Origin of the sequence: Priestia sp. Y58 (assembly GCF_029522095.1) — a bacterium.
In the GTDB taxonomy this organism is placed as follows: domain Bacteria; phylum Bacillota; class Bacilli; order Bacillales; family Bacillaceae_H; genus Priestia; species Priestia megaterium_E.
On sequence record NZ_JAKWFL010000002.1, the window covers coordinates 726,261 to 747,936 of the forward strand.

25 protein-coding genes, 7 tRNA genes, 1 rRNA gene and 2 other RNA genes are annotated in these 21,676 nt (G+C 38.2%); 8 read left to right on the top strand and 27 right to left on the bottom strand.

Annotated features, from left to right (window positions below; all coding sequences use genetic code 11):
* Window positions 1-13: 13 nt before the first annotated feature.
* Both MMB68_RS09840 and MMB68_RS09845 read right to left on the bottom strand, forming a co-directional pair.
* Window positions 14-742, bottom strand: coding sequence for a FeoB small GTPase domain-containing protein (locus MMB68_RS09840; RefSeq protein WP_277447438.1), 729 nt, complete (start codon window positions 740-742; stop codon window positions 14-16).
* Window positions 735-992: a FeoA family protein gene (locus tag MMB68_RS09845; protein ID WP_013084241.1), complete on the bottom strand. Its 258-nt coding sequence runs from the start codon at window positions 990-992 to the stop codon at window positions 735-737. The genes MMB68_RS09840 and MMB68_RS09845 overlap by 8 nt, the downstream gene beginning before the upstream one ends.
* Window positions 993-1,423: 431 nt before the next feature.
* Between MMB68_RS09845 and MMB68_RS09850 the strand changes: the two genes are divergently transcribed.
* Complete coding sequence (locus MMB68_RS09850) at window positions 1,424-2,353, top strand: DUF3298 and DUF4163 domain-containing protein (RefSeq protein WP_277548733.1); 930 nt, start codon at window positions 1,424-1,426, stop codon at window positions 2,351-2,353.
* A gap of 155 nt (window positions 2,354-2,508) precedes the next feature.
* Here the strand turns inward: MMB68_RS09850 and MMB68_RS09855 are convergent, their stop codons facing one another.
* The 4 genes from MMB68_RS09855 to MMB68_RS09870 form a co-directional block, all read right to left on the bottom strand.
* Entirely contained in the window at window positions 2,509-2,676 is a 168-nt protein-coding gene (locus tag MMB68_RS09855; protein ID WP_013058248.1) for a hypothetical protein, read from the bottom strand.
* Window positions 2,677-2,719: 43 nt separating this feature from the next.
* Window positions 2,720-3,925, bottom strand: coding sequence for a hypothetical protein (locus MMB68_RS09860; protein ID WP_277548735.1), 1,206 nt, complete (start codon window positions 3,923-3,925; stop codon window positions 2,720-2,722).
* 283 nt (window positions 3,926-4,208) lie between these two features.
* Window positions 4,209-4,592 (bottom strand): FixH family protein, encoded by a 384-nt coding sequence (locus MMB68_RS09865; protein ID WP_028414740.1) that lies wholly within the window; start codon window positions 4,590-4,592, stop codon window positions 4,209-4,211.
* A 205-nt stretch (window positions 4,593-4,797) separates the two neighbouring features.
* Window positions 4,798-5,145, bottom strand: coding sequence for a DUF6054 family protein (locus tag MMB68_RS09870; protein ID WP_028409537.1), 348 nt, complete (start codon window positions 5,143-5,145; stop codon window positions 4,798-4,800).
* A 141-nt stretch (window positions 5,146-5,286) separates the two neighbouring features.
* Here MMB68_RS09870 and MMB68_RS09875 point away from each other — a divergent pair, with 141 nt between their 5' ends.
* Window positions 5,287-5,706: a MarR family winged helix-turn-helix transcriptional regulator gene (locus tag MMB68_RS09875; RefSeq protein WP_154990043.1), complete on the top strand. Its 420-nt coding sequence runs from the start codon at window positions 5,287-5,289 to the stop codon at window positions 5,704-5,706.
* A gap of 46 nt (window positions 5,707-5,752) precedes the next feature.
* On the opposite strand, the gene MMB68_RS09880 is transcribed toward MMB68_RS09875, so the two are convergent.
* The gene (locus MMB68_RS09880; protein WP_277548737.1) at window positions 5,753-6,916 is read right to left on the bottom strand and encodes a DUF4179 domain-containing protein; all 1,164 of its coding nucleotides are present in this window, start codon (window positions 6,914-6,916) and stop codon (window positions 5,753-5,755) included.
* A gap of 19 nt (window positions 6,917-6,935) precedes the next feature.
* A complete protein-coding gene (locus MMB68_RS09885; protein ID WP_277548738.1) occupies window positions 6,936-7,448 on the bottom strand; it encodes a sigma-70 family RNA polymerase sigma factor in 513 nt (170 codons plus the stop codon).
* A gap of 148 nt (window positions 7,449-7,596) precedes the next feature.
* On the opposite strand from MMB68_RS09885, the gene MMB68_RS09890 reads away from it, so the two are divergent.
* Both MMB68_RS09890 and MMB68_RS09895 read left to right on the top strand, forming a co-directional pair.
* Window positions 7,597-8,610, top strand: coding sequence for a S66 family peptidase (locus MMB68_RS09890; protein WP_277548740.1), 1,014 nt, complete (start codon window positions 7,597-7,599; stop codon window positions 8,608-8,610).
* A gap of 149 nt (window positions 8,611-8,759) precedes the next feature.
* Window positions 8,760-8,933 (top strand): hypothetical protein, encoded by a 174-nt coding sequence (locus tag MMB68_RS09895; RefSeq protein ID WP_264408225.1) that lies wholly within the window; start codon window positions 8,760-8,762, stop codon window positions 8,931-8,933.
* Here the strand turns inward: MMB68_RS09895 and MMB68_RS09900 are convergent.
* Window positions 8,910-9,263 carry a DUF4181 domain-containing protein gene (locus tag MMB68_RS09900; protein WP_277548742.1) on the bottom strand — a complete coding sequence of 118 codons (354 nt, stop codon included), beginning with the start codon at window positions 9,261-9,263 and terminating at the stop codon, window positions 8,910-8,912. The genes MMB68_RS09895 and MMB68_RS09900 overlap by 24 nt on opposite strands.
* Window positions 9,264-9,455: 192 nt before the next feature.
* Between MMB68_RS09900 and MMB68_RS09905 the strand changes: the two genes are divergently transcribed.
* Complete coding sequence (locus MMB68_RS09905; protein WP_277548745.1) at window positions 9,456-10,106, top strand: DUF975 family protein; 651 nt, start codon at window positions 9,456-9,458, stop codon at window positions 10,104-10,106.
* Between the two features lie 48 nt (window positions 10,107-10,154).
* Here MMB68_RS09905 and MMB68_RS09910 read toward each other — a convergent pair whose 3' ends face one another.
* The gene (locus tag MMB68_RS09910) at window positions 10,155-10,925 is read right to left on the bottom strand and encodes a DMT family transporter (protein ID WP_346780475.1); all 771 of its coding nucleotides are present in this window, start codon (window positions 10,923-10,925) and stop codon (window positions 10,155-10,157) included.
* Window positions 10,926-11,069: a hypothetical protein gene (locus tag MMB68_RS27475; RefSeq protein ID WP_346780473.1), complete on the bottom strand. Its 144-nt coding sequence runs from the start codon at window positions 11,067-11,069 to the stop codon at window positions 10,926-10,928.
* Window positions 11,070-11,585: 516 nt separating this feature from the next.
* Between MMB68_RS27475 and MMB68_RS09915 the strand changes: the two genes are divergently transcribed.
* The gene (locus tag MMB68_RS09915; RefSeq protein ID WP_277548747.1) at window positions 11,586-12,434 is read left to right on the top strand and encodes a C40 family peptidase; all 849 of its coding nucleotides are present in this window, start codon (window positions 11,586-11,588) and stop codon (window positions 12,432-12,434) included.
* A gap of 57 nt (window positions 12,435-12,491) precedes the next feature.
* On the opposite strand, the gene MMB68_RS09920 is transcribed toward MMB68_RS09915, so the two are convergent.
* Together MMB68_RS09920 and MMB68_RS09925 are read right to left on the bottom strand one after the other, a co-directional pair.
* Window positions 12,492-13,163 carry an MOSC domain-containing protein gene (locus MMB68_RS09920; RefSeq protein ID WP_277548749.1) on the bottom strand — a complete coding sequence of 224 codons (672 nt, stop codon included), beginning with the start codon at window positions 13,161-13,163 and terminating at the stop codon, window positions 12,492-12,494.
* Between the two features lie 54 nt (window positions 13,164-13,217).
* On the bottom strand, window positions 13,218-13,433 hold the full coding sequence (locus MMB68_RS09925; RefSeq protein WP_277548751.1) for a hypothetical protein: 216 nt from the start codon (window positions 13,431-13,433) through the stop codon (window positions 13,218-13,220).
* A 467-nt stretch (window positions 13,434-13,900) separates the two neighbouring features.
* Here MMB68_RS09925 and MMB68_RS09930 point away from each other — a divergent pair, with 467 nt between their 5' ends.
* Window positions 13,901-15,076, top strand: a complete 1,176-nt coding sequence (locus MMB68_RS09930; RefSeq protein ID WP_025750788.1) for a NupC/NupG family nucleoside CNT transporter — start codon at window positions 13,901-13,903, stop codon at window positions 15,074-15,076.
* A 345-nt stretch (window positions 15,077-15,421) separates the two neighbouring features.
* On the opposite strand, the gene MMB68_RS09935 is transcribed toward MMB68_RS09930, so the two are convergent.
* The 13 genes from MMB68_RS09935 to MMB68_RS09995 all read right to left on the bottom strand — a co-directional run bounded on the left by MMB68_RS09935 (window position 15,422) and on the right by MMB68_RS09995 (window position 19,283).
* Window positions 15,422-15,512 (bottom strand) — tRNA-Ser (locus tag MMB68_RS09935).
* Window positions 15,513-15,626: 114 nt separating this feature from the next.
* Window positions 15,627-15,703: transfer RNA gene (locus MMB68_RS09940), tRNA-Arg, on the bottom strand.
* Window positions 15,704-15,712: 9 nt separating this feature from the next.
* Window positions 15,713-15,797 (bottom strand) — tRNA-Leu (locus tag MMB68_RS09945).
* 10 nt (window positions 15,798-15,807) lie between these two features.
* Window positions 15,808-15,884 (bottom strand) — tRNA-Met (locus tag MMB68_RS09950).
* An 18-nt stretch (window positions 15,885-15,902) separates the two neighbouring features.
* Window positions 15,903-15,995, bottom strand: a tRNA-Ser gene (locus MMB68_RS09955).
* Window positions 15,996-16,010: 15 nt separating this feature from the next.
* A tRNA-Ile gene (locus MMB68_RS09960) sits at window positions 16,011-16,087 on the bottom strand.
* 23 nt (window positions 16,088-16,110) lie between these two features.
* Window positions 16,111-16,214: transfer RNA gene (locus MMB68_RS09965), tRNA-Cys, on the bottom strand.
* A 213-nt stretch (window positions 16,215-16,427) separates the two neighbouring features.
* On the bottom strand, window positions 16,428-17,279 hold the full coding sequence (locus MMB68_RS09970; RefSeq protein ID WP_274862722.1) for a tyrosine-type recombinase/integrase: 852 nt from the start codon (window positions 17,277-17,279) through the stop codon (window positions 16,428-16,430).
* Between the two features lie 124 nt (window positions 17,280-17,403).
* Window positions 17,404-17,519: ribosomal RNA gene (rrf, locus tag MMB68_RS09975) — 5S ribosomal RNA — on the bottom strand.
* A 52-nt stretch (window positions 17,520-17,571) separates the two neighbouring features.
* An RNA gene (gene ffs, locus MMB68_RS09980) (signal recognition particle sRNA large type) lies at window positions 17,572-17,836 on the bottom strand.
* A gap of 13 nt (window positions 17,837-17,849) precedes the next feature.
* A non-coding RNA gene (ssrS, locus tag MMB68_RS09985) (6S RNA) lies at window positions 17,850-18,038 on the bottom strand.
* Window positions 18,039-18,382: 344 nt separating this feature from the next.
* On the bottom strand, window positions 18,383-18,562 hold the full coding sequence (locus tag MMB68_RS09990) for a small acid-soluble spore protein H (protein WP_277548753.1): 180 nt from the start codon (window positions 18,560-18,562) through the stop codon (window positions 18,383-18,385).
* 526 nt (window positions 18,563-19,088) lie between these two features.
* Window positions 19,089-19,283, bottom strand: a complete 195-nt coding sequence (locus tag MMB68_RS09995) for a hypothetical protein (protein ID WP_277548754.1) — start codon at window positions 19,281-19,283, stop codon at window positions 19,089-19,091.
* Window positions 19,284-19,689: 406 nt separating this feature from the next.
* Here MMB68_RS09995 and MMB68_RS10000 point away from each other — a divergent pair, with 406 nt between their 5' ends.
* Window positions 19,690-19,845: a hypothetical protein gene (locus tag MMB68_RS10000; RefSeq protein ID WP_277548756.1), complete on the top strand. Its 156-nt coding sequence runs from the start codon at window positions 19,690-19,692 to the stop codon at window positions 19,843-19,845.
* An 850-nt stretch (window positions 19,846-20,695) separates the two neighbouring features.
* On the opposite strand, the gene MMB68_RS10005 is transcribed toward MMB68_RS10000, so the two are convergent.
* A complete protein-coding gene (locus tag MMB68_RS10005; protein ID WP_277548758.1) occupies window positions 20,696-21,676 on the bottom strand; it encodes a carbohydrate kinase family protein in 981 nt (326 codons plus the stop codon).

Consider the following 21,676-nt stretch of genomic DNA (forward strand, 5'->3'; position numbering starts at 1 on the left):
TGCTAATGAGTTTTCAGGAGTTAACGGATTTCCCATATGCGCTGTTCCTCCTTTCTGTATGACTGATGTCTTGCTGACGTTGCTGAATCGTTTCTAAAAATGACGTGTCTCCATCAAGAACCCGTAAAGCAATCCAGCGCAGAGGAAATTGATTTCCCACAATAGAAGCGACTTGAGGTTCTAGCTCCTTTAGTGACGCTTCAATTTCTTTTGTGTACTGCACCTGGTAAGGATTAAGCTTTACTTGCCCTCGCACGACTCCTTCAATCGCATCTAGCAAATTTGTAATCCCTTTTTTATTGCGAGCTGATATAGGCACAACCGGTACGCCTAACGATTCAGCGAGCTTTTTTTCGTTAATTACAATTCCTTTTTTCTTTGCTTCATCCATTAAGTTCACGCAAATCACGACGTTTTCCGTCATTTCCATCACTTGCAGCGCTAGATTAAGATTTCGTTCCATCGCCGTTGCATCGACCACAACAACCGTCACGTCAGGTCTTTCAAATAAAATATAGTCACGCGCTACTTCTTCATCCGCCGAGTTTGAATAAAGTGAATACGTTCCAGGCAGATCGACGATTGTGTAGAGCTGCTGGTGATGTTCAAACGTCCCTTCTGCTTTGGCCACGGTTTTTCCCGTCCAGTTTCCCGTATGCTGCTTAAGACCGGTTAATCCATTAAATAACGTACTTTTTCCTGTGTTCGGATTTCCCGCTAATGCAATACGATACTTACTCATCGTCGTCACCTACTTTTTTTACATAAATTTTTGAGCTTTCTTCTTTTCTGAGACCAATCGTTGTATGACTGACTTGATAAGCAACAGGATCTCCTAACGGGCTTTTTTGAAGCACTTTGATAATTGCTCCTGGAATAAATCCTAAATCTAACAAGCGTCGCTTTAAGGCACCTTCGATTTCGATTCGCTCTAGCTGTACCGTTTCACCTGTCGTAAATGTAGACAATGGATAATTATTTACACTAGCCATCTATTTTTCGTCCCTTCTCATTTTTTACCTAAGGTTATGTTTTTTTCATCAGACCAACTTTTAAGGTAAAAAAATATGCTCGTTGATTTTTAATAGGGTATTCTGCTGGTGCAGAAAAATGAACATGTCAGCATCATTTATTTAAAATTTTCAGTTTTCACTTGTCATGATACCGAAAGTTTACCACAGGAAACTTTTTTAGTCTAGGATAAAATACTGTGTTTTTTCTTATTTCTACTGAAGGCATAAAGTGCGCCGATCTATTTTATTTAATCATTTAATAAGAGGAATCAAGTCGAAAAATAATTTAGTAAAAACGAATTGATAAAAGTGAAAAACTGTAAAAATATGCTATACTAGTGAATGGGTTTTTTTGAAAATAAAGTATTGATTAGTTTTAAAACCTACAAAAATCACTTTAGGGGGCTTTTATGAAAAGGTTCAAAAGGGTTAGCGCAGTTGTTTTAGGTTTGGCTTTGTTATTCTCACCGCTTGCTCCGCAAACAGTTGCAGAAGCAAAAGTCGTGTGGGGCAATCAGGAACTGGTTAAAGGGCAAATAGGACGCGTTACCGTTTTAAAGAACACGAATCTTTACAACCTTAAAAACAACAAGTTAGTAGCAGCTAGAAAAGTGACAAAAGGGCAAGTATTCCGCGTGTATTCTGAGTCCAGCAAATTTGGTGGTCTGTATGGGGTATCAAAGGGTACCTATGCTCAAAAGTCATCAAGTATTAAGTATGAAAAAGCGCCTAGTGACAAAATTCAAGCATTAGGAGTAACGGTTACGAAGAAATCTTTAGCAAGCAACATTAGCTATCCGCAGGTATCCGGCCTTATCAATAAACCATTTGAGGCTAGCTATAATCGAAAATTTTTAAACATTGCTAAGGAAGCACAAAAAGAACATAACGAACTAAAAGAACAAGAGAAGGAAGACCGCAAAAACGGTTGGGCACCAGGTCCTTATTCTCGTAATATGACATACTCTGTACCTTACAACCAAGATAATATTTTAAGTGTTGCTATTACGAATGATGCGTACGCTGGCGGCGCTCACGGCAACACTTGGATTGATACTTATAACTACGATTTGTTAAAAGCTCGACAAATCAACTTAAAGGATATTATTAACAATAACACTAAGTTAAATAAAGTTAATAACTATATTCGCAATGAAATGATCGCTCGTAATAAAAAAGGTGCTCAATTCTGGGTTAATGAATTTAAGTCTGTAAACTTAAAAGAAGATCAGTTTTACTACACAAGTGGTGGAATTGCCATTATATTTGGTGAGTATGAGTACGGCCCGTATTCTAACGGCATTCATACGTTTAAAATTCCATCCAGCGTTTATAAATAAGATCGTCGTACAAAAAAACATGAAAAAAGAAGCCTGCGAACCATCAGTTCACATGCTTCTTTTTCTTTTTTTCTGCAGAATAAGCGGAGCAAAAAAGAAAGGTGAGCCCTATTCCGCTTCTTATAGCCTAGGAAAAACCGCTTTTAGAAGTATTTTTATAGCGTTTGAAAAAGTGAAATGGTCAAAACTAACGTCAGCAAGGAGCCTGCGGATGTTAACATCATTATCTTTCGGTTACTCTGATTTTTTTCAGGTTTTAAAAACTCTTGAATGGCTACAAACCAGATAACAAAAGTGATTAAAGAAAGTATCCCCATAGACATACGAGCATCTCCATTCATATATGTATTTAAATTTTTAACGCATCTACTTAACTACCAAATTGATCGTATCTTCCTGTATTGTATACCGCCCCTTTATTTCTCCAATACCGGCGATTAAAAGGGAATCACCAGCTTCCAATGGTTTATCCTTTAATACGATGAGTAATTTATTTATCTTTTTTAACCCATCCTTACAATAGGTAAGAGATGGGTGTTGGACAAGATATTCTTGGTTATTTATCTTTACTTTTATATAATTTTTATGTAATAACCTGCCTTCAAAAGGGACAATATTCATCGGATCAAAAGATAAAGCAATTATTTCTCCTGCGATAAAAAGATGGGTTCCTATCTGTGCTTCGAATTCTTCAAGTTCTTTCTTCCTTGACTCAACCGCAAAATTTACTGCTGCTTCTGTTTCCGGGCTTATTTGAATCTCTTCAATTGCCTGTTTTCGAGGGGCAATATCAAGAAGTTTAATTAACTCAAATAGTGTTGTTTTAGTCCCCAAAAAACTTTCTTTCCAATCAGGTGACAATTCATCCAGCAGCAAACACGTAAATAAACCTGAACTATAACAACTCCGCCTTATATTAGAAGTGGATTCCAGCACGTCCATTAGATTTTTCCCATATCTTTTTAACACCAACTCAGTAGGGAGCGAAGATTTTTCTGAAAAAGCCTTTAGTTCAACGTACCACGCAGGTCCTTCAACAGATTTAATTAAATTTTCATATGTTAGATGCTCTTTTATTCCTTCTGACCTTTTTTCCCTTAGGCTGATAAACTCGTTCAAATACTGCTTCTTTTTACTGATATCAGTTTCTAACAATGCATTATAAAGATTTTTTCTTTCCCGATTTCGAATTTCTATATTCTCTTTTGTTAAGGGATAGGTTATTCCCAGCGTTTCATCAGGAAAGCGTTTTTCCCCTTTTACATATTGATTTCCGTGGAATAATTCATGAACCAATATCGAAAAAAGTCCTTCATAGTCATCGTACAGTTCCATATCAGCAATAGCAGTAGGATAGCCATCAAATAGAATAAGCGTATTTCCCACAAACTGCTCGTCCCGTTTTAAAATTTCATATGATTTAGGAGGAATGTTATTATACCTAGGATGATTGAACAGGAATACACTGTTTTCGTCGTACAATGCATAGGCAATAAGTTCAAAATTTGGCCAATACCTTTCTACGTTCGTATTAGTTAAGTCCTTGGCAATTTGATTCAGAAAATGATTCATTCTTTTCCTCCCCAATTGTTAATTCCCTAAGGAAAGAGAATATTCTTTTTTTGGAAAAAAAGGGCTTGTTCAACTTTACTTCCTAGTCAGTTGAACAAGATTACTATTATTATCCTAATTTTAACATAAGTTTCCTAACGTTTGGTTTGCTGTCTAGGAAGAAACGAAATGATTAAAAAATTAAACCATTTTGTGTCAACGGTAAAAGACATTGAAGAAGCGACCTTATGAAAAAAAAAGAGAATGCACAAGGCATTCTCTTTTTAAATGGCTATATAAGGTACTACTCTTTAGACTTGCCTACCTCTACTTTTTTCGTAAACATTTTCATGTCACCGTCTACCGTAACGTGAGCGGTAATCATATATTCGCCGTCTTCTTTAAACGTATAGTCCGTGCTGTATACACCTTTTCCTTCGTGCGGTGCTTTTGTCATTTCTTGATTGATGTAGCCTTCTTTTTCAACTTGGAACTGCACGTCATCGGCGTTTTCCACTTTTTTATCTCCTTGCGTCACAAGGACTTTAAGCTTGACTTGTTCATTTGCTTGAATGGATTCCGGTACTTCAATCGTTCCTTTTACTTCTTTTGAACGTGAATCATTTGCCTTTGAACAGCCTACTATAGCTATCATTAAAACGAATAATACGATGCTGAGTTTTTTCATTATGTTGTTCTCCTTTGTTATGTAAATGTGAAGTCTTCCTGCAATTTCATATTATACCCATTTATCCGGTAAAAAGAGAAAAAATGCTTATTGTCCACATAAAGTTCTTATTTCTACAGTAGCTTTTGCATCTTTTCATTTCTCTACTCGCCCTTCGCTTCACAAAAAAAGCTGAAGAAGCTTATTGCCTTCTCCAGCTTTGCCTTTATCTCTGCGGTTCTTCTAACGTGTACGATGAGAGTGCGTTTTCTACCCATCTTACAAAATCTTTACTTGCTCCCCAATCAATATTTAATATTCCTTCTGCGCTTCCTGAAGGAATACACTTTACTTTGTTTGGACCGGACACATTTTCTAAAATAATCGTTAGTGATCCCCTGCCGCCGGTGCGGAAAAAATAGCGTTCAAACACAAGCGTACACATCTGCTTACCGTCTCCGAGATCATAATATTCCTTGTATAATAAGTCACTTTCGGAATTATTTGCGTTCACAAGCTTCTTTGCTCCATCAAAAGGAAGCAGCGTCGTTTTAAACTCAATTACTTTTTCCATCACTCAATCCCCTTTCTATCGCAACAGATATGTACTACTTCTCTTTTTCCCACTAAAAAACCTGCCGCTTCTCTTTATGTACAATATGGTACAATAGAAGAAAAAGAATTGTTTGAACGGAAAAAGGAGCATGCAACCTCTATGAATACACGAGATCAACTTATCCAAAATGTGGTTTCCACGATGCGAAACCAAACGAAAAAAATGCAGCTATCGGTTATCCCCACTTTAAAATCATATATTCCTTTAAATGAATTTTTAGCGCTTCGCCTGCTGTATAAAGAAGGCAATCATATCGTTTCTGAGATTGCAGAGCATATGCACATCTCAAACAGCAGCATGACGTGCGTCAGCGACCGTCTCATGGAAAGAGAATTTGTCACGCGCGTACGCAGTCAAAAAGACCGCCGCGTTGTCTACTTATCCATTACGGATAAAGGAAAAGCGTTTGCAGAAGAAATGGAAAAAGTACTCACCCAAGAATATGGTGAAAAGCTTAGCCATTTTACGGATGAAGAATTACAGACGTTTCTTCGCTTGTTAAATAAAATGGATATCTAATACAAAACCAGATGCACGCTAAGCAGGCATCTGGTTTTTATTTTGGTTAGTTGTTGTTTACCTTCAAATTAAAGGCGTCTGAAGTTAAATCTTTTGACCAGCCTTTTTCATGATCACTTACATATGGAATAAATCTAAGCATAATGACGTCTTTATCATTTCGGTACTCTCCGTCCGTCTCTATCACTCTGTCTGTTCCTCCTCCACTGCCGCTTTCAGAAAGATTTCTTCCATTTTGGTCTTTTATGTCTACACCGACATCCGTTCCTCCTCGGATGCTTCCTTTTGATGCTGTAAACGTATAGTGCATTTTAATGGAAACAGGCGATACGCGAACTTCTTTGATCGACAATACGCCTTCTATTCCATTTTCGTTAATCGGAATTTCTTTATTCAACGGATACACTTTTGTATCAGCAATGATTTTTGAGCCGTTTACGCTTGTATGAACCGTCCAATTTCCTTTAATTTCTCCGTAGGAATCCCGGTAGTTCCCGCTTTTCGTCTGGCCAGGATTCTTTTCAAATTCAAGGCTCGTGAACTGAGCGCTGATTTGATAGTTTTTATTCGGATCAATATGATCTAGCACACTGTAGCCTTTCACATCGATTTTCCCGTCTCCGTTCGTGTCCGCTTGCGTTAGTTTTAAAGCGTACAGATAGTTCCAGCTTCCGTCTTTGTTTTTGATTGGTTCCTCTCTAATACTTGAAGCCGAATCAAAAAACGACATATTGCCAATTTCCACGCGAAGCTCTCCTGGTCGAATTGGCGCGTCTCGGTCAAGTCCTAGTGCAGTTCTTCTAAATTCATCTGCGCTGATCGTTAAACCAAGCAGCACCTGTCCGTCATCCAGCATCAGTTCATTTACTTTCACTTGAATGCCTTGGTCCGTTGCCGTTTCATTTACCGTTTTTTTATAACTGCTCAAACTGCCTTCAGGTTTGTTCATAAGCAGCTCGATTTGCTGACCAAGTTGCTGACTGATTCGCACAGCCGATGCCCATACCGTTTCGTTTTGCATCATCACAGGCGTCACAGCAAGCAGCAGCACCGCAGCGGCAATCAGCGGACGCGCTTTTTTTCGCGCCGGCTTTATGTCACGTTTTAAGCGCTTTTTCATTCGCTTTTTCTCGCTTGCCGTTAGCTCAATTTCTTCATATTCATCAAAATCTACAGAAGATCCGTTTAATAAGTCGTATTGATTTTTCATCTTTGTCCCTCCTTATTTCTCATTTAAAAATCGCTTTTAATTTTTTTCGTCCGCGCGACAGCCGGTTGTATAAATTGCCGATGGTGGTCTGCTGTTTTTCAGCAATTTGCTTCAGCTCGACTTCCTGTAAGTAATACGCTTTAAACAGCTCGCGGTCTCCTTCACTTAAGTGACCTAAAAGTTCTTCCACGTCGTCCCTTTGAACATTATGAACTTCTGACGTTTCACCCACTCCCGCTTCGCTAAGCGCTTCGTGCTGCGTTTTTATGTATTTGCGCTGATAGTCAATCGCTTTGTACTTAGCAACAGCCGCCACCCAATTTTCGAACGTATTTTTTTTCGAATCAAAACAATCAATATGATGCCACACCGCTAACAATACATCGTTTACACACTCTTCTTCATAGCTTTTCAGCGTGCCTAGATGCTTACGTACAATGGCCGTAATTAATCCTCCGTACTGATCGATTAACAGCTCTAATCCTTTTTCTTTTTTCTGCGTTATACACGCAACAATCCAGTCATCTTCCATGACATTGCTCCTTTCCGCTTGTTTTTACATCTATTAATACGGATTCTTTTTACAAAACCTATCAATCTTTCTAAATTAAATGAAAAATAAGCTTGTTCAGCATTTCTCTCGCTGGTAAAATAAGCTAAAACCTTTGAAGGAGGCCGCTATGATTACCTATCCTTTTCTTACATCCAACCCCACTATTGGCGTAACCGCACCTTCTTCTGGTGTACCTCAAGCTCTTCATTCCATGTTTTCTTTATCGTGTGAACGCATGAAGGAAAAAGACTTTTCTGTTATACCAAGAGAAACCGTTTGGACGCAGCATAAAGCAAAATCCGCTTCTCCTAAAAAACGTGCAAATGAGCTTCAAGCCATGATTACTGATAAAAACATTAATATCATTATCCCGCCTTGGGGAGGCGAGCTGCTGATTGAAATTCTTGAACATCTCGACTTTACGAAATGGAAAACAAAATGGGTGCTTGGTTACTCTGACACCAGCGTTCTTTTACTGGCTATTACACTTAATACCGGGATTGCAACGGCTCATGGAACCAACTTTGTGGACTTGCGAGGAGAATACTGGGACCCAACAACTGCGATGTGGCAGCAGGTGCTGACGACCAAAAAAGGAGAAAGCGTGGTTCAAGTTTCTTCTGATCGCTATCAAAAAGAATGGCAGCATGACAACCCGTCACCGTGCGTGTTTCATTTAACCGAACAAACCGCTTGGAAGCATACAGGATCGAGCGACGTTCACATCGAAGGGCGACTGCTCGGAGGATGTATTGACGTAATCAGACATTTAGCGGGCACTCCTTTTGGAGACGTAAAAGCTTTTCGAGAAAAACATATTCCTGCTGAGCCGGCCATTTGGTACTTTGACAACTGTGAACTCACGACCGCTGACCTTCGCCGTTCACTTCTTCAGCTTAAGTTAGCGGGCTGGTTTGATAACTGCTCGGGTATTTTATTTGGCAGAAGCAGCGCTAATAAGCCCGTTGATTCCTACACCGCTGCAGATGTATATCATGACCTTGCCTCTGACTTACATATTCCAGTTGTCTATGACATCGACTGCGGCCACCTCCCGCCTCAGCTCACGCTTATTAACGGCGCGTATGCGAGTGTTAACGTAGAGAAGAACAAAGGCACAGTTGTCCAATACTTTACGTAAAAAAAGAAGCTTGTATAAAAGTAGTTTGATTGAAGGAAGATCCGAACGAACTTGATTCTTAATGGAGAATACAATTCGTTCGGGTTTTTTTATGAGTATAGTGAACGTAGGCTTGTTTCATATTTCATATATGTAGGTTTTTCTAGTGCTTGATTGGAGGGCAAGACGAAGACTCCTGCGGGAAAAGCGGGACAGGTGAGACCCCGCAGGAGCACACGCGACGAGGAGGCTCACCGACCGACCGCGGAAAGCGAAGTCTTGCACGGAAATCAACAGCGGTTCATTTCGTTATCTCTGATTTACATATCTCTCATCAACACTAAAAACGAAGCAAACATGAAAAAAGTTGCACCAAGCCACGAGTGATAGTGCTCTTTTTGATTTCTGTCAAACTTCCATTCTTCGAAACCTCGAAGCACGTACAGGAGAAACAAGAAAAGAAACATAAAAACGGAGGTGTAGGCTGGAGGTATAACAAAGATCAGCACTAAAAACGAAGCAAGCATCACCATTTCAATTGTGATAAACAGCGGACGCCTTCCTTTAAAACTTCTCCAATAACTTTTTGTCATCTTTGTATGCAGCTTTTTTCGCAGGCAAAAATCCAGAAAGACATAGACGAATGCCAGAATCAGCAAATACACAAGCGTCATTTCCGTCCCTCCTTCCGACTTAAAATATCCTTATACTTCCATTTTAAAGGACTTTCCATAAATTTCAAGTCTCTAAAAAACTTTATCCAACTTATTAGTGCAAGCATTCATATATTTAAAAATCGCTAATATATTGACTAATGTACAGGTTAAATTCTCTGTATAAACTCACCTAGAGGGGGACATCAAGTTATGAGAATAAAAGAAGTGAAGCAAGGTGCACTCACAGCGCTGAAAAACCGCTGGGGATTCGCCGTACTGCTTACGTTCGTTACGTATCTAATTGCTGCCGGTATTCCAGGACTTATTGACTTTCTTGTTAACGGATTTCCAAGTGGGTCTGAAACCGAATACTCACAGTCTACCTTAGCTAATATTGTATCCCTGCTGCTCGTACCGCTCTTTTTTTCTTACTACTGGGTACTATTGCGTCTGGTGCGAGGAGAAAGTGTACGTGTAGGAAACGTGTTTGATTCATTTTCATCTGCAGGATTATACTTTAGAACCCTCGGACTTTACTTGCTAACGATTATTTATACCGTGCTATGGAGTATTTTATTAATCATTCCTGGCATCATCAAAAGTCTTGCCTATTCACAGGCTTACTACGTATTCCGCGATAACCCAGATTATTCGGTGAACCAGTCTATTACTGAAAGCAGACGGTTAATGAACGGCTACAAGTGGACCTACTTTTTACTCGTTTTAAGCTTTATCGGCTGGGGAATTTTAAGCTTGATTACGCTTGGCATCGGGTTATTATGGCTTGTTCCGTATGTAACGACTTCGCTTGGCGTCTTTTATGAAAAGCTAAAAGCAAATGAAGCAGAAGTCGCTGAATAAACGAAAAACCGTATTCGGGTTGCGAATACGGTTTTTTTATAGCTAGCTTTAAGCCGCCTGGTCTCCTCCATCAGAGGGCTTTGACTTATGATCCTTCGCTTTTTTATTCACTAAATAAATACTGACAATAATCAGCACCAAGCCTACAAAAAGGGAAGACGTAAACGGTTCATTTAAAAAGAGCGTGCCGATGATAATTGAAATAATGGGCACAAGAAAATTAAACGACGCCACTTTGCTGGCATCTCCTTGACTGATTAAATAAAAATAAATGAGCCATGCAACGGCAACAGAAAACAGTGCTAAAAATAAAAGCAGCAGCACAGATGATGAATTCCACACCATATGAGACCATCCTTCCACTCCGCTTCCGGTCGCTGTCATAACCACTCCGCCGACAAGACTTTGAATGGTAATAAGCCAAATGCCATCTACACTGTCACTAATACGTTTGATATAGACAGTTCCAATCGCCCAGCTCAGTGCCGTAAGCACAGCAAGAATAATTCCAACGGCTGAAGCATTAGCAGATAATTCTCCCATGCTGATGGTAGCTACACCTACAAAACCAAGAAGCAAGCCCCCTATCTTCACAACGTTCATGCTTTCTCCAATCCACAGCCATGCAATGATGCCGATGAGCACCGGCTGCAAGTAGACAATCACACTGAAGACGCCTGCTGGCATAAACATAAGTCCAATTGTTTGAAGGCCGTAGAATAAGATTGAATTAAATAGACCTGACACCATATATTTACGCCAGTTCTGCTTCCAGTGAAGCTGTTTAGCTCTTGGCAGTGCGACTGCTAATAAGATGATTCACGCACTTAATGACCGCAGTCCAGATAACAAAATAGGCGATGAATAGCCAAGCGCCAGCTTCGACATCGGCCACGTTAATCCCCAAATCAGTACAAGAGCAGCTAAAAGAATTCCATTAATAAAAGATGATGACTGTTTCATACAACAACCACTCCTACATATATGAATGTAAATGATTCACGCGTTCATTCCTCCTTGTATACTACGCTTCTTTTTTACTCGCTTCAACTGGATGCTTTTGATGTAATTTATGTATAGCAGTTATAGTAACTGAGTTTCTTTTATGACAGCGTATCTTTCTTCTCTAATGTGTTCATTTAGAAAAAAATAAAGTGCATGGCTAGTGGCGATATCAATTTTTGCCTATAGCTTTTATACATCCTAAAAGCCTTGAAGCCATTCAGCTGCTGGGTTTCTGCTCCCTTTTTTCATTTAGCTTACATATTTTCTAATAAATCTATGAATCTCCTAAACATTTCTACCTAGATAAATTGTCAGAATTATTACAGAGAAGGTGACAATTCTACTTATATCGCCCTTTAATATTAAAACTATGTTACAAAATGTCGTAATTTGGAATTAGATGTTTACTTTTCCTGTCAGGATTGATAGACTCACAGTTGTGAATAAAACAAGTTATGGAAAGGGAGAAAGAACATGCTAAAGAAAGCAAATCGTACAGTTATGAATATGGGGTTAGCAGCATTACTTGTTCCCGCTGCCCTAACATTTAGCACAACTTCAGCAAGTGCAAATGACGGAGGCGCTGCACCAGCACCCGTACAAGAAAAGGTAACGCCAAGCGTACCTCAACAACAAGCAACTACTACTACTAATCAAAAAGTCATCGTAAACGTGAGTGCGTTAAATATTCGTCAAGGAGCTAGCTTTTCATCTCCAGTCGTTGGAACTGCAACACAAGGCCAAGAGTTTGCTATTTTAAAAGAAGCAAACGGCTTAGTTGAAATTGCACCAAACAAATGGATTTCAAAAAGCTCAAGCTACGTAACAATTGCATCAGGTAATCCAAGTACAACAAGCCAAGTAAAAGGTGTAAGCACATCAACTCCTTCTACTTCTACAGCATCTGCATCTACATCTGCAGCAAAAGAAACAAGCACACCAGCACCTGCTCCAACAACAAGCACGGCTTCTGGAAGCACAGTAAATGTTGCACGTAGTTTAGTAGGATCACCTTACCAATGGGCAGGAAACACACCAAGCGGATTTGACTGCTCAGGCTTTATCGCATACGTGTTCAACCATAGCGGTCACAGCATTTCACGTACAAGCGTAGCAAACTACTGGAACATGGCGACAAAAATTTCGTCTCCACAACCAGGAGATCTAGTATTCTTCCAAAACACATACACAAGCGGCCCATCTCACATGGGAATCTACATCGGAAACGGCCAAATGATTCATGCTGGTTCACACGGCGTAGCAGTAGCTGACCTAGATGTTTCTTACTATCAAGATCATTTCTTAGGATACGGACGCTTCTAAGAAAAAAATGCCCTCCAATCGTTAGATACGTTCTAACGATTGGAGGGCATTTACTTTTTATCGCTGCGCGACAGAAAGAGCCTTTTCAATACGCGTTTGAAATTTATTTTTCCAGTCTTCCGCAAGTTCAGAAACTTCTAACGCCCGCTTCATCCCTTTTACATCTTTTGAATGATGGAAATATAAATCAAGCGTGAACCACACAGATACTTGATCTGGATGAGCTTGAATTAATTTCACTTCCGCGTCTTGCGTAATTGCGCCTTCTTTCAGCACGCGGCAAAGGTAGCCGGTATAGCTTGTCTCAATCATTCGTTTTAAAAGACCTTTAACGCCCGTTCTCTTTGTAATCGTGTCGCATGGATTTCGACCTTGCGTCACTTGAATAACAGCGTCCCCCACTTGATAAACGTCTCCAATGCATACGTCTTTTTCAACCATGCCCGCTAGGACAAGATTTTCTCCAAACGCAGACATCGGCAGCTCCGTATCAAATTCTTCGTTCCATTTTTTGTAGTGTTCATACGGATACACGCACACCGCACGATCCGGTCCGCCGTGATACTTTAAATTCGCAACGCCGTCGCCTTGAAACCCTTCTTTTGCTAAAAAGGTCTCGTCTACTTGCTTCTTGCATATGCCTGTGCGCATTTCTTTGTCAGGGCGGTATGCCATTTGCTCAGGCATACCGGTTGCTAAATGAATTAGCTTTCTCTCGGGTGTTGTCATTATGTTTACACCTCTTTTATCATTTTTACTAGTTTACCACATTTATAGAGCGTTTTATTTACTGGATGTACTTATGAGCTGTCTCAGCGGTTTCCACTTAAGTCCTAATGCATAATTAATAGCGGTAGCTGCGACAAATCCAAGCAGCACTCCTGAAACGGTCGGCATAAACAAAGATGGAAACAACGCTACGCACACCAGTGTTACAACAAAATTTCCAGTGTACGACCATTTTGGATGCTTTGAAAAAAAGGTTTGAATACTATTCATTGTTAACTCCTTTGTACTTTTACTTTGTCATTATTCATGAATATTCTACCATTAAAAAGGAAAAATTTCTCTTAAACAGCATATGATAAGTGATTTTGTCTCTTTTTTACTTCTCATGCTGTAATTCCAAGAACCGGAAGTATCATAAATTTTTAAAAATATTTCACAATTATATTAAAAATATCTTCATTTCCCCTTTTTCTTTTGTTCGAAATGATTTAAGATAGTAGAGGCTGTCGAAATATAAGTTATTATGTCAGCTCTGCATGTTTCTTTACATAATAGCACATAGTAAATATTATTTTACCATTACGTCATTTTTTACAATGGCCTAAAAAATTTTGCCCATTTTTAACAAAGTTGGCGTAAAAGTTCCGTTTTTGTATAAAATAGAGGCCGATTTACATAGTCATTTCTATGCACGTCCCTCTTTTATAAATATAGAATACATGTAAGGAGAAAAGTAAATGTCAATTTTAATGGGAATTATCGGGATTGTAATTATCTTAGCAGTTGCATTCCTCATGTCAAACGACAGGAAACTTATCAACTATAAAGGCATCGCAGTTATGCTTGTCATCCAGCTTGCGATCTCTGCTTTTATGATGAATACATCGATTGGTCGCAAGGTGCTTGACTTTATCACAAGTGTATTTACAAAGATCTTATCATTTGGTAACGACGGAATTTCGTTCGTGTTTGGAGATCTTGCAGGAAAAGGCATTTTCTTTATCCAAACGTTAGTTATGATTGTATTCGTTTCAGCATTATTAAGTATTTTAAACTACTCTCGTATTTTACCCTTTGGGATCAAATATATCGGAGGACTTGTTTCAAAAATTACCGGACTTCCCCAAATTGAAAGCTTCACAGCCGTGAACGCGATGATTTTTGGTGATACAACGGCATTAATTGCGGTGAAAAACCACATCGGAGGTTTAACGCCAAACCGTTTATTTATCGTTACTACAACGTCTTTAGTATCCGTTTCTTGTTCGATTTTAGGCGCATACATGCAGATGATTCCTGCTGAATACGTATTAATTGCCCTTCCGCTAAACGTATTCTCTGGCTTAATCGTTTCTTCTATCGTTGCACCTGTAAAAGTGGAAGATGAAAACGAAGTCGATATTAAAGCGCCTGCTAAGCAAGGCACGCTGTTTGAAGCAATCGGTGACGGTGCCCTAGACGGCGGACGCGTTGCGTTAATCGTAGCAGCTATGCTTGTAACGTACGTTGGTCTTTTAGCATTAGTGAACTACGTATTAAACGGCGTAATCGGATTAACGGTTCAAGACATTTTAGGCTATATCTTCTACCCAATTGCCTTTATCATGGGTATCCCGGCAGACGAACTGATGAGAGCCGGTGGCGTAATGGGAACAAAAGTAGTGGCAAACGAATTCGTTGCGATGCTTGACTTCCAAAAAATGATGCCTCACCTTTCTGAAAAAACAGTCGGTATCGTATCAGCTTACTTAATCTCATTTGCAAACTTCAGCTCAATTGGTATCGTTCTTGGTACGATCCAAGCAATCAACGGCGAACAAGCTTCACGCGTTGCGAAGTTCGGCTTGAAGATGCTGTTAGTCGCTACAATGGGATCGATTTTAACAGGTATTATGGTTGGATTGTTTATTTAATGGAAAAGCACTCACTTTTAGTGAGTGCTTTTTTGTTGGGGGTGGTTCTTTTTGGGTTATATCTGGAGCGTTTCTACAATGTTGAAATTTATTAAATATCTCTGTTGACATACTCCGAGTTATCGGCACTATTATCAAATGCTTTTCTTATCTTTATTCTAATAACATTTAAATTAGTTTTACATAATGGATTAAAGCAATATCTCTTATCCAATAAAAAGACAGCTTGCTTTATCAGCAAACTGCCTTTTTTGTAATGACCCGTCCGGGATTCGAACCCGTGTTACCTTTTTAAAAGGATAATCTCTTGACCACTTGGCCAACGGACCAGATAAAATTATAAAATGGCAGAGAAGAAGGGATTCGAACCCTCGCACCGCGTTAACGATCTACTCCCTTAGCAGGGGAGCCCCTTGAGCCACTTGGGTACTTCTCTGTATGGATCTCCCACTGAGATACTGTGGAATAATGGTAGGCCTAAGTGGACTTGAACCCCCGACCTCACGCTTATCAGACTTGAGCTCTACCAAAATGAGCTGCTTCTTGTTTATGGCGCGCCCGAGAGGAGTCGAACCCCTAACCTTTTGATCCGTAGTCAAACGCTCTATCCAATTGAGCTACGGGCGCTTCCTAAAATGGTGCGGATGAAGGGACTTGAACCCCCACGTCATAAGACACTAGATCCTAAGTCTAGCGCGTCTGCCAATTCCGCCACATCCGCATGTGAAAAATGGTTGCGGGGACAGGATTTGAACCTGCGACCTTCGGGTTATGAGCCCGACGAGCTACCGAACTGCTCCACCCCGCGATAATAACAAAGATATAATGGAAGAGGAAGAGGGATTCGAACCCCCGCGGGCTTTGACACCCCTGTCGGTTTTCAAGACCGATCCCTTCAGCCAGACTTGGGTATTCCTCCATATGTCAGGTTCAATGGTGGACCTTGTAGGACTCGAACCTACGACCGGACGGTTATGAGCCGTCTGCTCTAACCAGCTGAGCTAATGGTCCTTTCTAAACTCTCTATTAGAATGTGGATACGGCAATCGGATTTGAACCGGTGACAAAGGTATTGCAGACCTTGACTATGCCACCAATAAGTATGGAAATTATTTATAGTCAGTTACATTTATCCGTATGCTACCCCTTCATATGAAACATGGACTAGTCATTTAATAACTAATATCTGTTTCGCTACCAACAAAAATTATTTTACCTTATAATTTCGTAGAAGTCAACATCTATGTAAGTGGTGTTTTAATACTTAATTTTGCAATTATTAAGTAGGAACATACACCTAAATAAAAAAACTCTGTAACAAGAATCATGATTCTTGTTACAGAGCTTATTTTTATAAAAAGGTTTGCGTAATCGCACTTTCTAAATCTCTTGTAGAAGATTTTAGGTATCGTTTTGTAACATTCACATCAGAATGGCCTGCTAGTTCGGCAACTGTTGCAATATCTATCCCTTTCTTAACTAACTCATGACAGAAAGTGTGGCGTAATTTATGAGGATTTACATTATATTTTTTTAACATGTACTGAACCGTACGTGCAGACATTCTTCTATCAAAATTAGAGACAAATAAAGCTTCATGATTAGAATCAAGTGAATCAATATATTTCTTCAAACTATTCCTTGCTTCTGTAGAAAGAGGAACAAATCGTTTTTTACATCCTTTAGCATTACGGATAATTAAAAAACCGTCAGATTTGTTAATCTCTACGTCTTTACGATTCAAAGCACAAATCTCTGATACCCGAATCCCTGTATGTAATAAAGTATATACAATAGCAATATCACGAAGGTTTCCCTGTTGCTTTACTTCAGATAAAAGGCGGTCACGCTCACTTGCTTCTAATGACTGTGGTACAGCCTCGTTATTTTTCTCTTTTTGTTTACGTTCAATATTTTGAACAATTTCTGATTTTTCAAGAAAGCGTGCAAAAACGCTAATTGTTACAAAAGCTTTTTCTATAGTCGACGCACTTTTATTATTAGATTCAAGGTTAATCATATAAGTTTGGACATTATTTCTTGTTACTTGATCTAAATGTTTACCTTCACTTAGAAGCCATTCATGAAATTGGTTTAGCACTGCTCGATAGGTTTTAATCGTATTATCAGATTTGCCTGATTCTATTAACCATTGGCTAAAGTCATCAATCAACGGAATAACTTCTAGGCTATTTTTTTTCACTCTAAATCCTCCTACATATACTAATAAATTACGTAAAACATAACATTTAATTTCGTAGAAATCAATTTAAACGAAATTAATATACAAAAAAACAGCCCATCATTGATATGATGGGCTGTTTTTTGCCTGACAACGTCCTACTCTCACGAGGACAAAGTCCCCACTACCATTGGCGCTAGAGAACTTAACTTCCGTGTTCGATATGGGAACGGGTGTGACCTCTCTGCTATCGCCACCAGACCTATTAAAGATAGTTTTCTTAACACTAAATAAAAATTGCTAAGTAAAAACACCGTGCACCCGTCATTGACATGATCAAATAAGCGTTACTTGTACAGTTAGCTCGACCGGGTTGTGCTGCAACACACAGAAGAATCTACTTATGGCTGCTTCCTTCCGGACCTGACCATGTTCATAGGTTTCTGTTGTGCAGGACCTAGTTGTCAACACCACTTGTCCAAGTCAGACCTTACCTGACTCATACCTCTGTTAGGAATTAAACCCTGCTAAGGCGGATTGCAGGTTACAGGGCACCGCCATCTCCCCGTCTAGCACGGTATGTATAGTTAAGGGATTCCCACCTATGTCGTCCTCCCAATCTGTTTTGTGAACCCGCGATCTCGCAGGTGGGTTTCCGCATATTAACGTTCCAGCGATCCTGTGTCAAAGACAGGCATGGCATCCGTCAACAAATGTAGGAATCCCAAATAAACAGTACGGTTCAAAACAAATAGGGCATAACGTACATCGTAGGATAAGTATTTAATGTGTTTATTGATGATATAGATTATCCTACAATAAAATTTCGTAGAAGTCAACATAAACGAAAAAACAACTTCTAACCTGCAATGTTTTCTTATTTGCTTGATTTACTGTTGTTGGGAAGGGATTTCTTTGAAAGATGGAAGTTATAAGGAGTCGTGTTTCATTATATTGAGTCCTCCATTTAAAAGTAAAGTTCATTACGGTTAGATTTTTATACATCCTTGATCTAACAACACTTTTCTAATGTGGTTATTTTTTCTTCTTATCCCCTCTCCATAAAAATGAGAGAAAAATAAAAAAAAGCCTACATAAAACGGCTTTTTTATTCTAAGAGTAAATTATTGTTCTGCTAGTTCAGTTATAGAAACACTTTGCTTATTATTTGGTTCATCCAGGTTATGGATTGTAGCTACCCCATTTTGTTGGTCTACATGCTCAATGTAAATACTTTTCCCGTTATGTATTACATTGGCCATGTCCACTGAATTGGCAATTTCTTGTGCTCTTTGTGCATCCATCTTTATCTAGCCTCCTTTTTATTTATGACAGTGAAAGTATTTGTTTTTAATTAATTTTTATGCATTTAATCCCTCTGTATAAAATCAATTTTAATTTTTCAAATGAAACATAGAGCAGTAAAAAAGCTATCTCGTTCATAATTTGAGATAGCTTTTCATTTTATTATTCAGTTTAATCTTCTTCTGGAATCTTAATTAAAATGGCTATAGCTATTGTTGACAAAAATATAACCCCTAAAGTTAGTAATAGACTCGTACTCATATGCCTCATCTACCCTTCTCTTTTCATCCCTATGATTCCATTTTAGCAGAGGAAATTAGTTAATAAAACTGGAAATGATAGCGTTTTACTAAAAATTTTATACATGTTAAAATAATGTAGTTGTTTTAACTCAACCAATGTATTCAACTTTTTGCTTGAATAGAGCAAGCTACCTCTTTCCTATTTTGGCGTAGCCCTTATTTTATCGTGATAAAATAAAATGTTGTTTTGGATCTATTTCTTCCTACCCTCGGTTTACATTCGTTATTTACGAATCTGTTCAATCTCTTCATCTGTAAGCTCCGTTAATTCAGATATTGTTTGATTATCTATATCTTTTTGTAGCATTTTTAACGCTACTCTCTTAATAGCTCTTTTTTCCCCTTGTTTTTCAGCTTTTTTTAATGTCAATATTTCATCTACTTGGAATTCCTGGTTTACTTCATAAGTCACTAACATTTGTGGATCCTAAGTTACACGTGCCCATTCATTCATCGCATTTTTCAACGTTTGATCATTCTCCATTACAACTTCCTCCAAAAATGAGTAAAATCTTCATTTCCTGACATATTAAACAACAGTAATTGTTTTACTAATTATGTGTCCTTTTTACGATCCTATTCTCACTTATTCCAAAATCAAGTTAATCCCATAAAGCTTGTTCCTCCACCCTAAAACTAAAAAAGAAAAATTACTGTATTAGGTAAGGAGTGCTCGTTTTTTATATGCTGGGGTTAGTTAGCCTAGTGACAAATAGGGCTTCAATTCAGAAGCAACTAACAAATTATTTATTTAATTTATATGTTTTTTCTTATAGTTGTACATATTAAAAACAATACTAGATGAAAGCGAGATGAGATAAGTAATGTCAAAACAAGGGATGCAGAAAAAGAATCAGACAAGAGAGCAAGTAGAGAAGCAAGATAAAAGAAATGATGTTGAATTAGGGAATGAATTTCAAGCTGGCAACACAAGTTCCCAGAGCCAGAAAAAAAGTGGAAGTCAAGTAAATAAAAAATAAATTTAACCTTTCGAGGATAATAAAAAACCTCAGTTCAAATGTATGACTTGAACTGAGGTTTCTTTTATAGAGTGAGGAAGACTTATGTGCAAAAAAGGCACCAAGCTAAAGAGAATTTGAATTCTATTATGAAAACAGAATTCAAATAAAAAAGTATCTCACATTAGATAATCGTTAAGTAATGTAACAAAATAAAAAAGTGAAACTTAACATAACCACTCTTTCCGAAACTTATAATAAAACGATTTTTTATAAATACGGTATTATCTTATATCTCTTGCTATATTTATCCTCAAATTTTCTAACCTGATTTTCTGTATAAAAATGTGCTACTTTATACCCGTCGTTATTATAGGCTTCTGCGATTCTAAGAGGTTGTTTAACATCTTTTTTTGGATAGTAAGTCGGCATTATGCTCGATATACGATTATAAGTCAGAACACCTGTATTTTTGCTTTTTTCACGATTTAATTGAAGAAAAAATTGCGCACTATAAAAAATTAGAGACAGTGGAAAACCAACAATCTTAATAAATATAAAAAAGAACTTGAAACACATTTTTCAAGTTCTTTTCATAGTACCTAGGCTAACATCAAACAGAAGGTGCTGGATTTATATATTTAATAGAGACCCACCTAATACTCTATCTATAACTTCTTGACTAGATGTATGACGCTTAACAGCCTGTAGATGTAAATATCGATCTCCATATGGAAAATCTGAACTAAATTAACGTTCTCTGAGGTATTTCTTTTATAGCCAAAGACAAGGCGTATATTGTATAAAATTGCTTTGCTATAGGACTAATATAAAATGATGTCTAGTTATTGTGTTATTACTGCTAGGCTGTTTATACACTAGTAATTTCTATTTCTTCAATATTTGGCAGTGCTTCAATTGCTCCTATCTTTGTACATACCAGCGCTCCAACTCGGTTTGCAAATGCAATAATGTCGAGTAACTGCTCGAAATCATTTTTAATGGATTTGATATTCTGTGTATTAGCTAATTTGAACAACGTTGCACCTACAAAAGCATCCCCAGCTCCTGTAGAGTCAATTGACTTAATAGGAATACTCTTCACTAGTTCCTTTTTTCTACTATTAGATATCAATGTTCCCCTTTTTCCAAGAGTAGCTGCTACAATTTTAGCTCCCATTTTATGTAGGGTATCAACACCTACTTCATGATTCTCAATGCCTGTGATAATCTCTAATTCTTCATCACTTACTTTTACAAAATCACTTAAAGCAATAGCTTTCTTTGCGATTGAGATGAAATCAATTAATCTTCCTTTCCATAAATCTCTTCGATAGTTAGGATCAAAAGAAATAAACTTTCCTTCCTCTTTAGCACTAGAGATAAGGCTTAAATAAGTTTCACGGAATGGAGAAGTTAACATTGCCGTAGCTGAACCAAAATGAAGGATTTCAGCTTTATTTATTTCATTTAGGTTAATGTCCTCCATTGTCATTAAAGCGTCAGCTCCCCTATGAAATACAAAGTCTCGCTCACCATTTTCTTGTAGGGACACAAAAGCTAGGGTAGTTGCTACCTTTTCATCCCAAGCAAGCATCGAAGTATCTACGTTTAATGAATTTAAGGTTTCTTCTAAAAAGTAGCCAAATGGGTCTTTACCTACTTTACCACTAAATGATGCATTACCCCCTAGTTTTGCTATGGTTGCGCATACATTTGCTGGTGCTCCACCGGCATTTTTTAAAAATTGGCGTCCCTCTATTAAATTGGAATTAATATTGCTACAAAAGAAATCAATTAATAATTCTCCTACACAAACAACTGGAGCATTTTCACTTATGCTATTTTGCAC

Bases quoted from the DNA above. Each gene is read 5' to 3' on its own strand.
- MMB68_RS09840 (WP_277447438.1), bottom strand. From the start codon at position 742: ATGAGTAAGTATCGTATTGCATTAGCGGGAAATCCGAACACAGGAAAA.
- MMB68_RS09845 (WP_013084241.1), bottom strand. From the start codon at position 992: ATGGCTAGTGTAAATAATTATCCATTGTCTACATTTACGACAGGTGAA.
- MMB68_RS09850 (WP_277548733.1), top strand. From the start codon at position 1,424: ATGAAAAGGTTCAAAAGGGTTAGCGCAGTTGTTTTAGGTTTGGCTTTG.
- MMB68_RS09855 (WP_013058248.1), bottom strand. From the start codon at position 2,676: ATGTCTATGGGGATACTTTCTTTAATCACTTTTGTTATCTGGTTTGTA.
- MMB68_RS09860 (WP_277548735.1), bottom strand. From the start codon at position 3,925: ATGAATCATTTTCTGAATCAAATTGCCAAGGACTTAACTAATACGAAC.
- MMB68_RS09865 (WP_028414740.1), bottom strand. From the start codon at position 4,592: ATGAAAAAACTCAGCATCGTATTATTCGTTTTAATGATAGCTATAGTA.
- MMB68_RS09870 (WP_028409537.1), bottom strand. From the start codon at position 5,145: ATGGAAAAAGTAATTGAGTTTAAAACGACGCTGCTTCCTTTTGATGGA.
- MMB68_RS09875 (WP_154990043.1), top strand. From the start codon at position 5,287: ATGAATACACGAGATCAACTTATCCAAAATGTGGTTTCCACGATGCGA.
- MMB68_RS09880 (WP_277548737.1), bottom strand. From the start codon at position 6,916: ATGAAAAATCAATACGACTTATTAAACGGATCTTCTGTAGATTTTGAT.
- MMB68_RS09885 (WP_277548738.1), bottom strand. From the start codon at position 7,448: ATGGAAGATGACTGGATTGTTGCGTGTATAACGCAGAAAAAAGAAAAA.
- MMB68_RS09890 (WP_277548740.1), top strand. From the start codon at position 7,597: ATGATTACCTATCCTTTTCTTACATCCAACCCCACTATTGGCGTAACC.
- MMB68_RS09900 (WP_277548742.1), bottom strand. From the start codon at position 9,263: ATGACGCTTGTGTATTTGCTGATTCTGGCATTCGTCTATGTCTTTCTG.
- MMB68_RS09905 (WP_277548745.1), top strand. From the start codon at position 9,456: ATGAGAATAAAAGAAGTGAAGCAAGGTGCACTCACAGCGCTGAAAAAC.
- MMB68_RS27475 (WP_346780473.1), bottom strand. From the start codon at position 11,069: ATGAAACAGTCATCATCTTTTATTAATGGAATTCTTTTAGCTGCTCTT.
- MMB68_RS09915 (WP_277548747.1), top strand. From the start codon at position 11,586: ATGCTAAAGAAAGCAAATCGTACAGTTATGAATATGGGGTTAGCAGCA.
- MMB68_RS09920 (WP_277548749.1), bottom strand. From the start codon at position 13,163: ATGACAACACCCGAGAGAAAGCTAATTCATTTAGCAACCGGTATGCCT.
- MMB68_RS09925 (WP_277548751.1), bottom strand. From the start codon at position 13,433: ATGAATAGTATTCAAACCTTTTTTTCAAAGCATCCAAAATGGTCGTAC.
- MMB68_RS09930 (WP_025750788.1), top strand. From the start codon at position 13,901: ATGTCAATTTTAATGGGAATTATCGGGATTGTAATTATCTTAGCAGTT.
- MMB68_RS09990 (WP_277548753.1), bottom strand. From the start codon at position 18,562: ATGGATGCACAAAGAGCACAAGAAATTGCCAATTCAGTGGACATGGCC.
- MMB68_RS09995 (WP_277548754.1), bottom strand. From the start codon at position 19,283: ATGTTAGTGACTTATGAAGTAAACCAGGAATTCCAAGTAGATGAAATA.
- MMB68_RS10000 (WP_277548756.1), top strand. From the start codon at position 19,690: ATGTCAAAACAAGGGATGCAGAAAAAGAATCAGACAAGAGAGCAAGTA.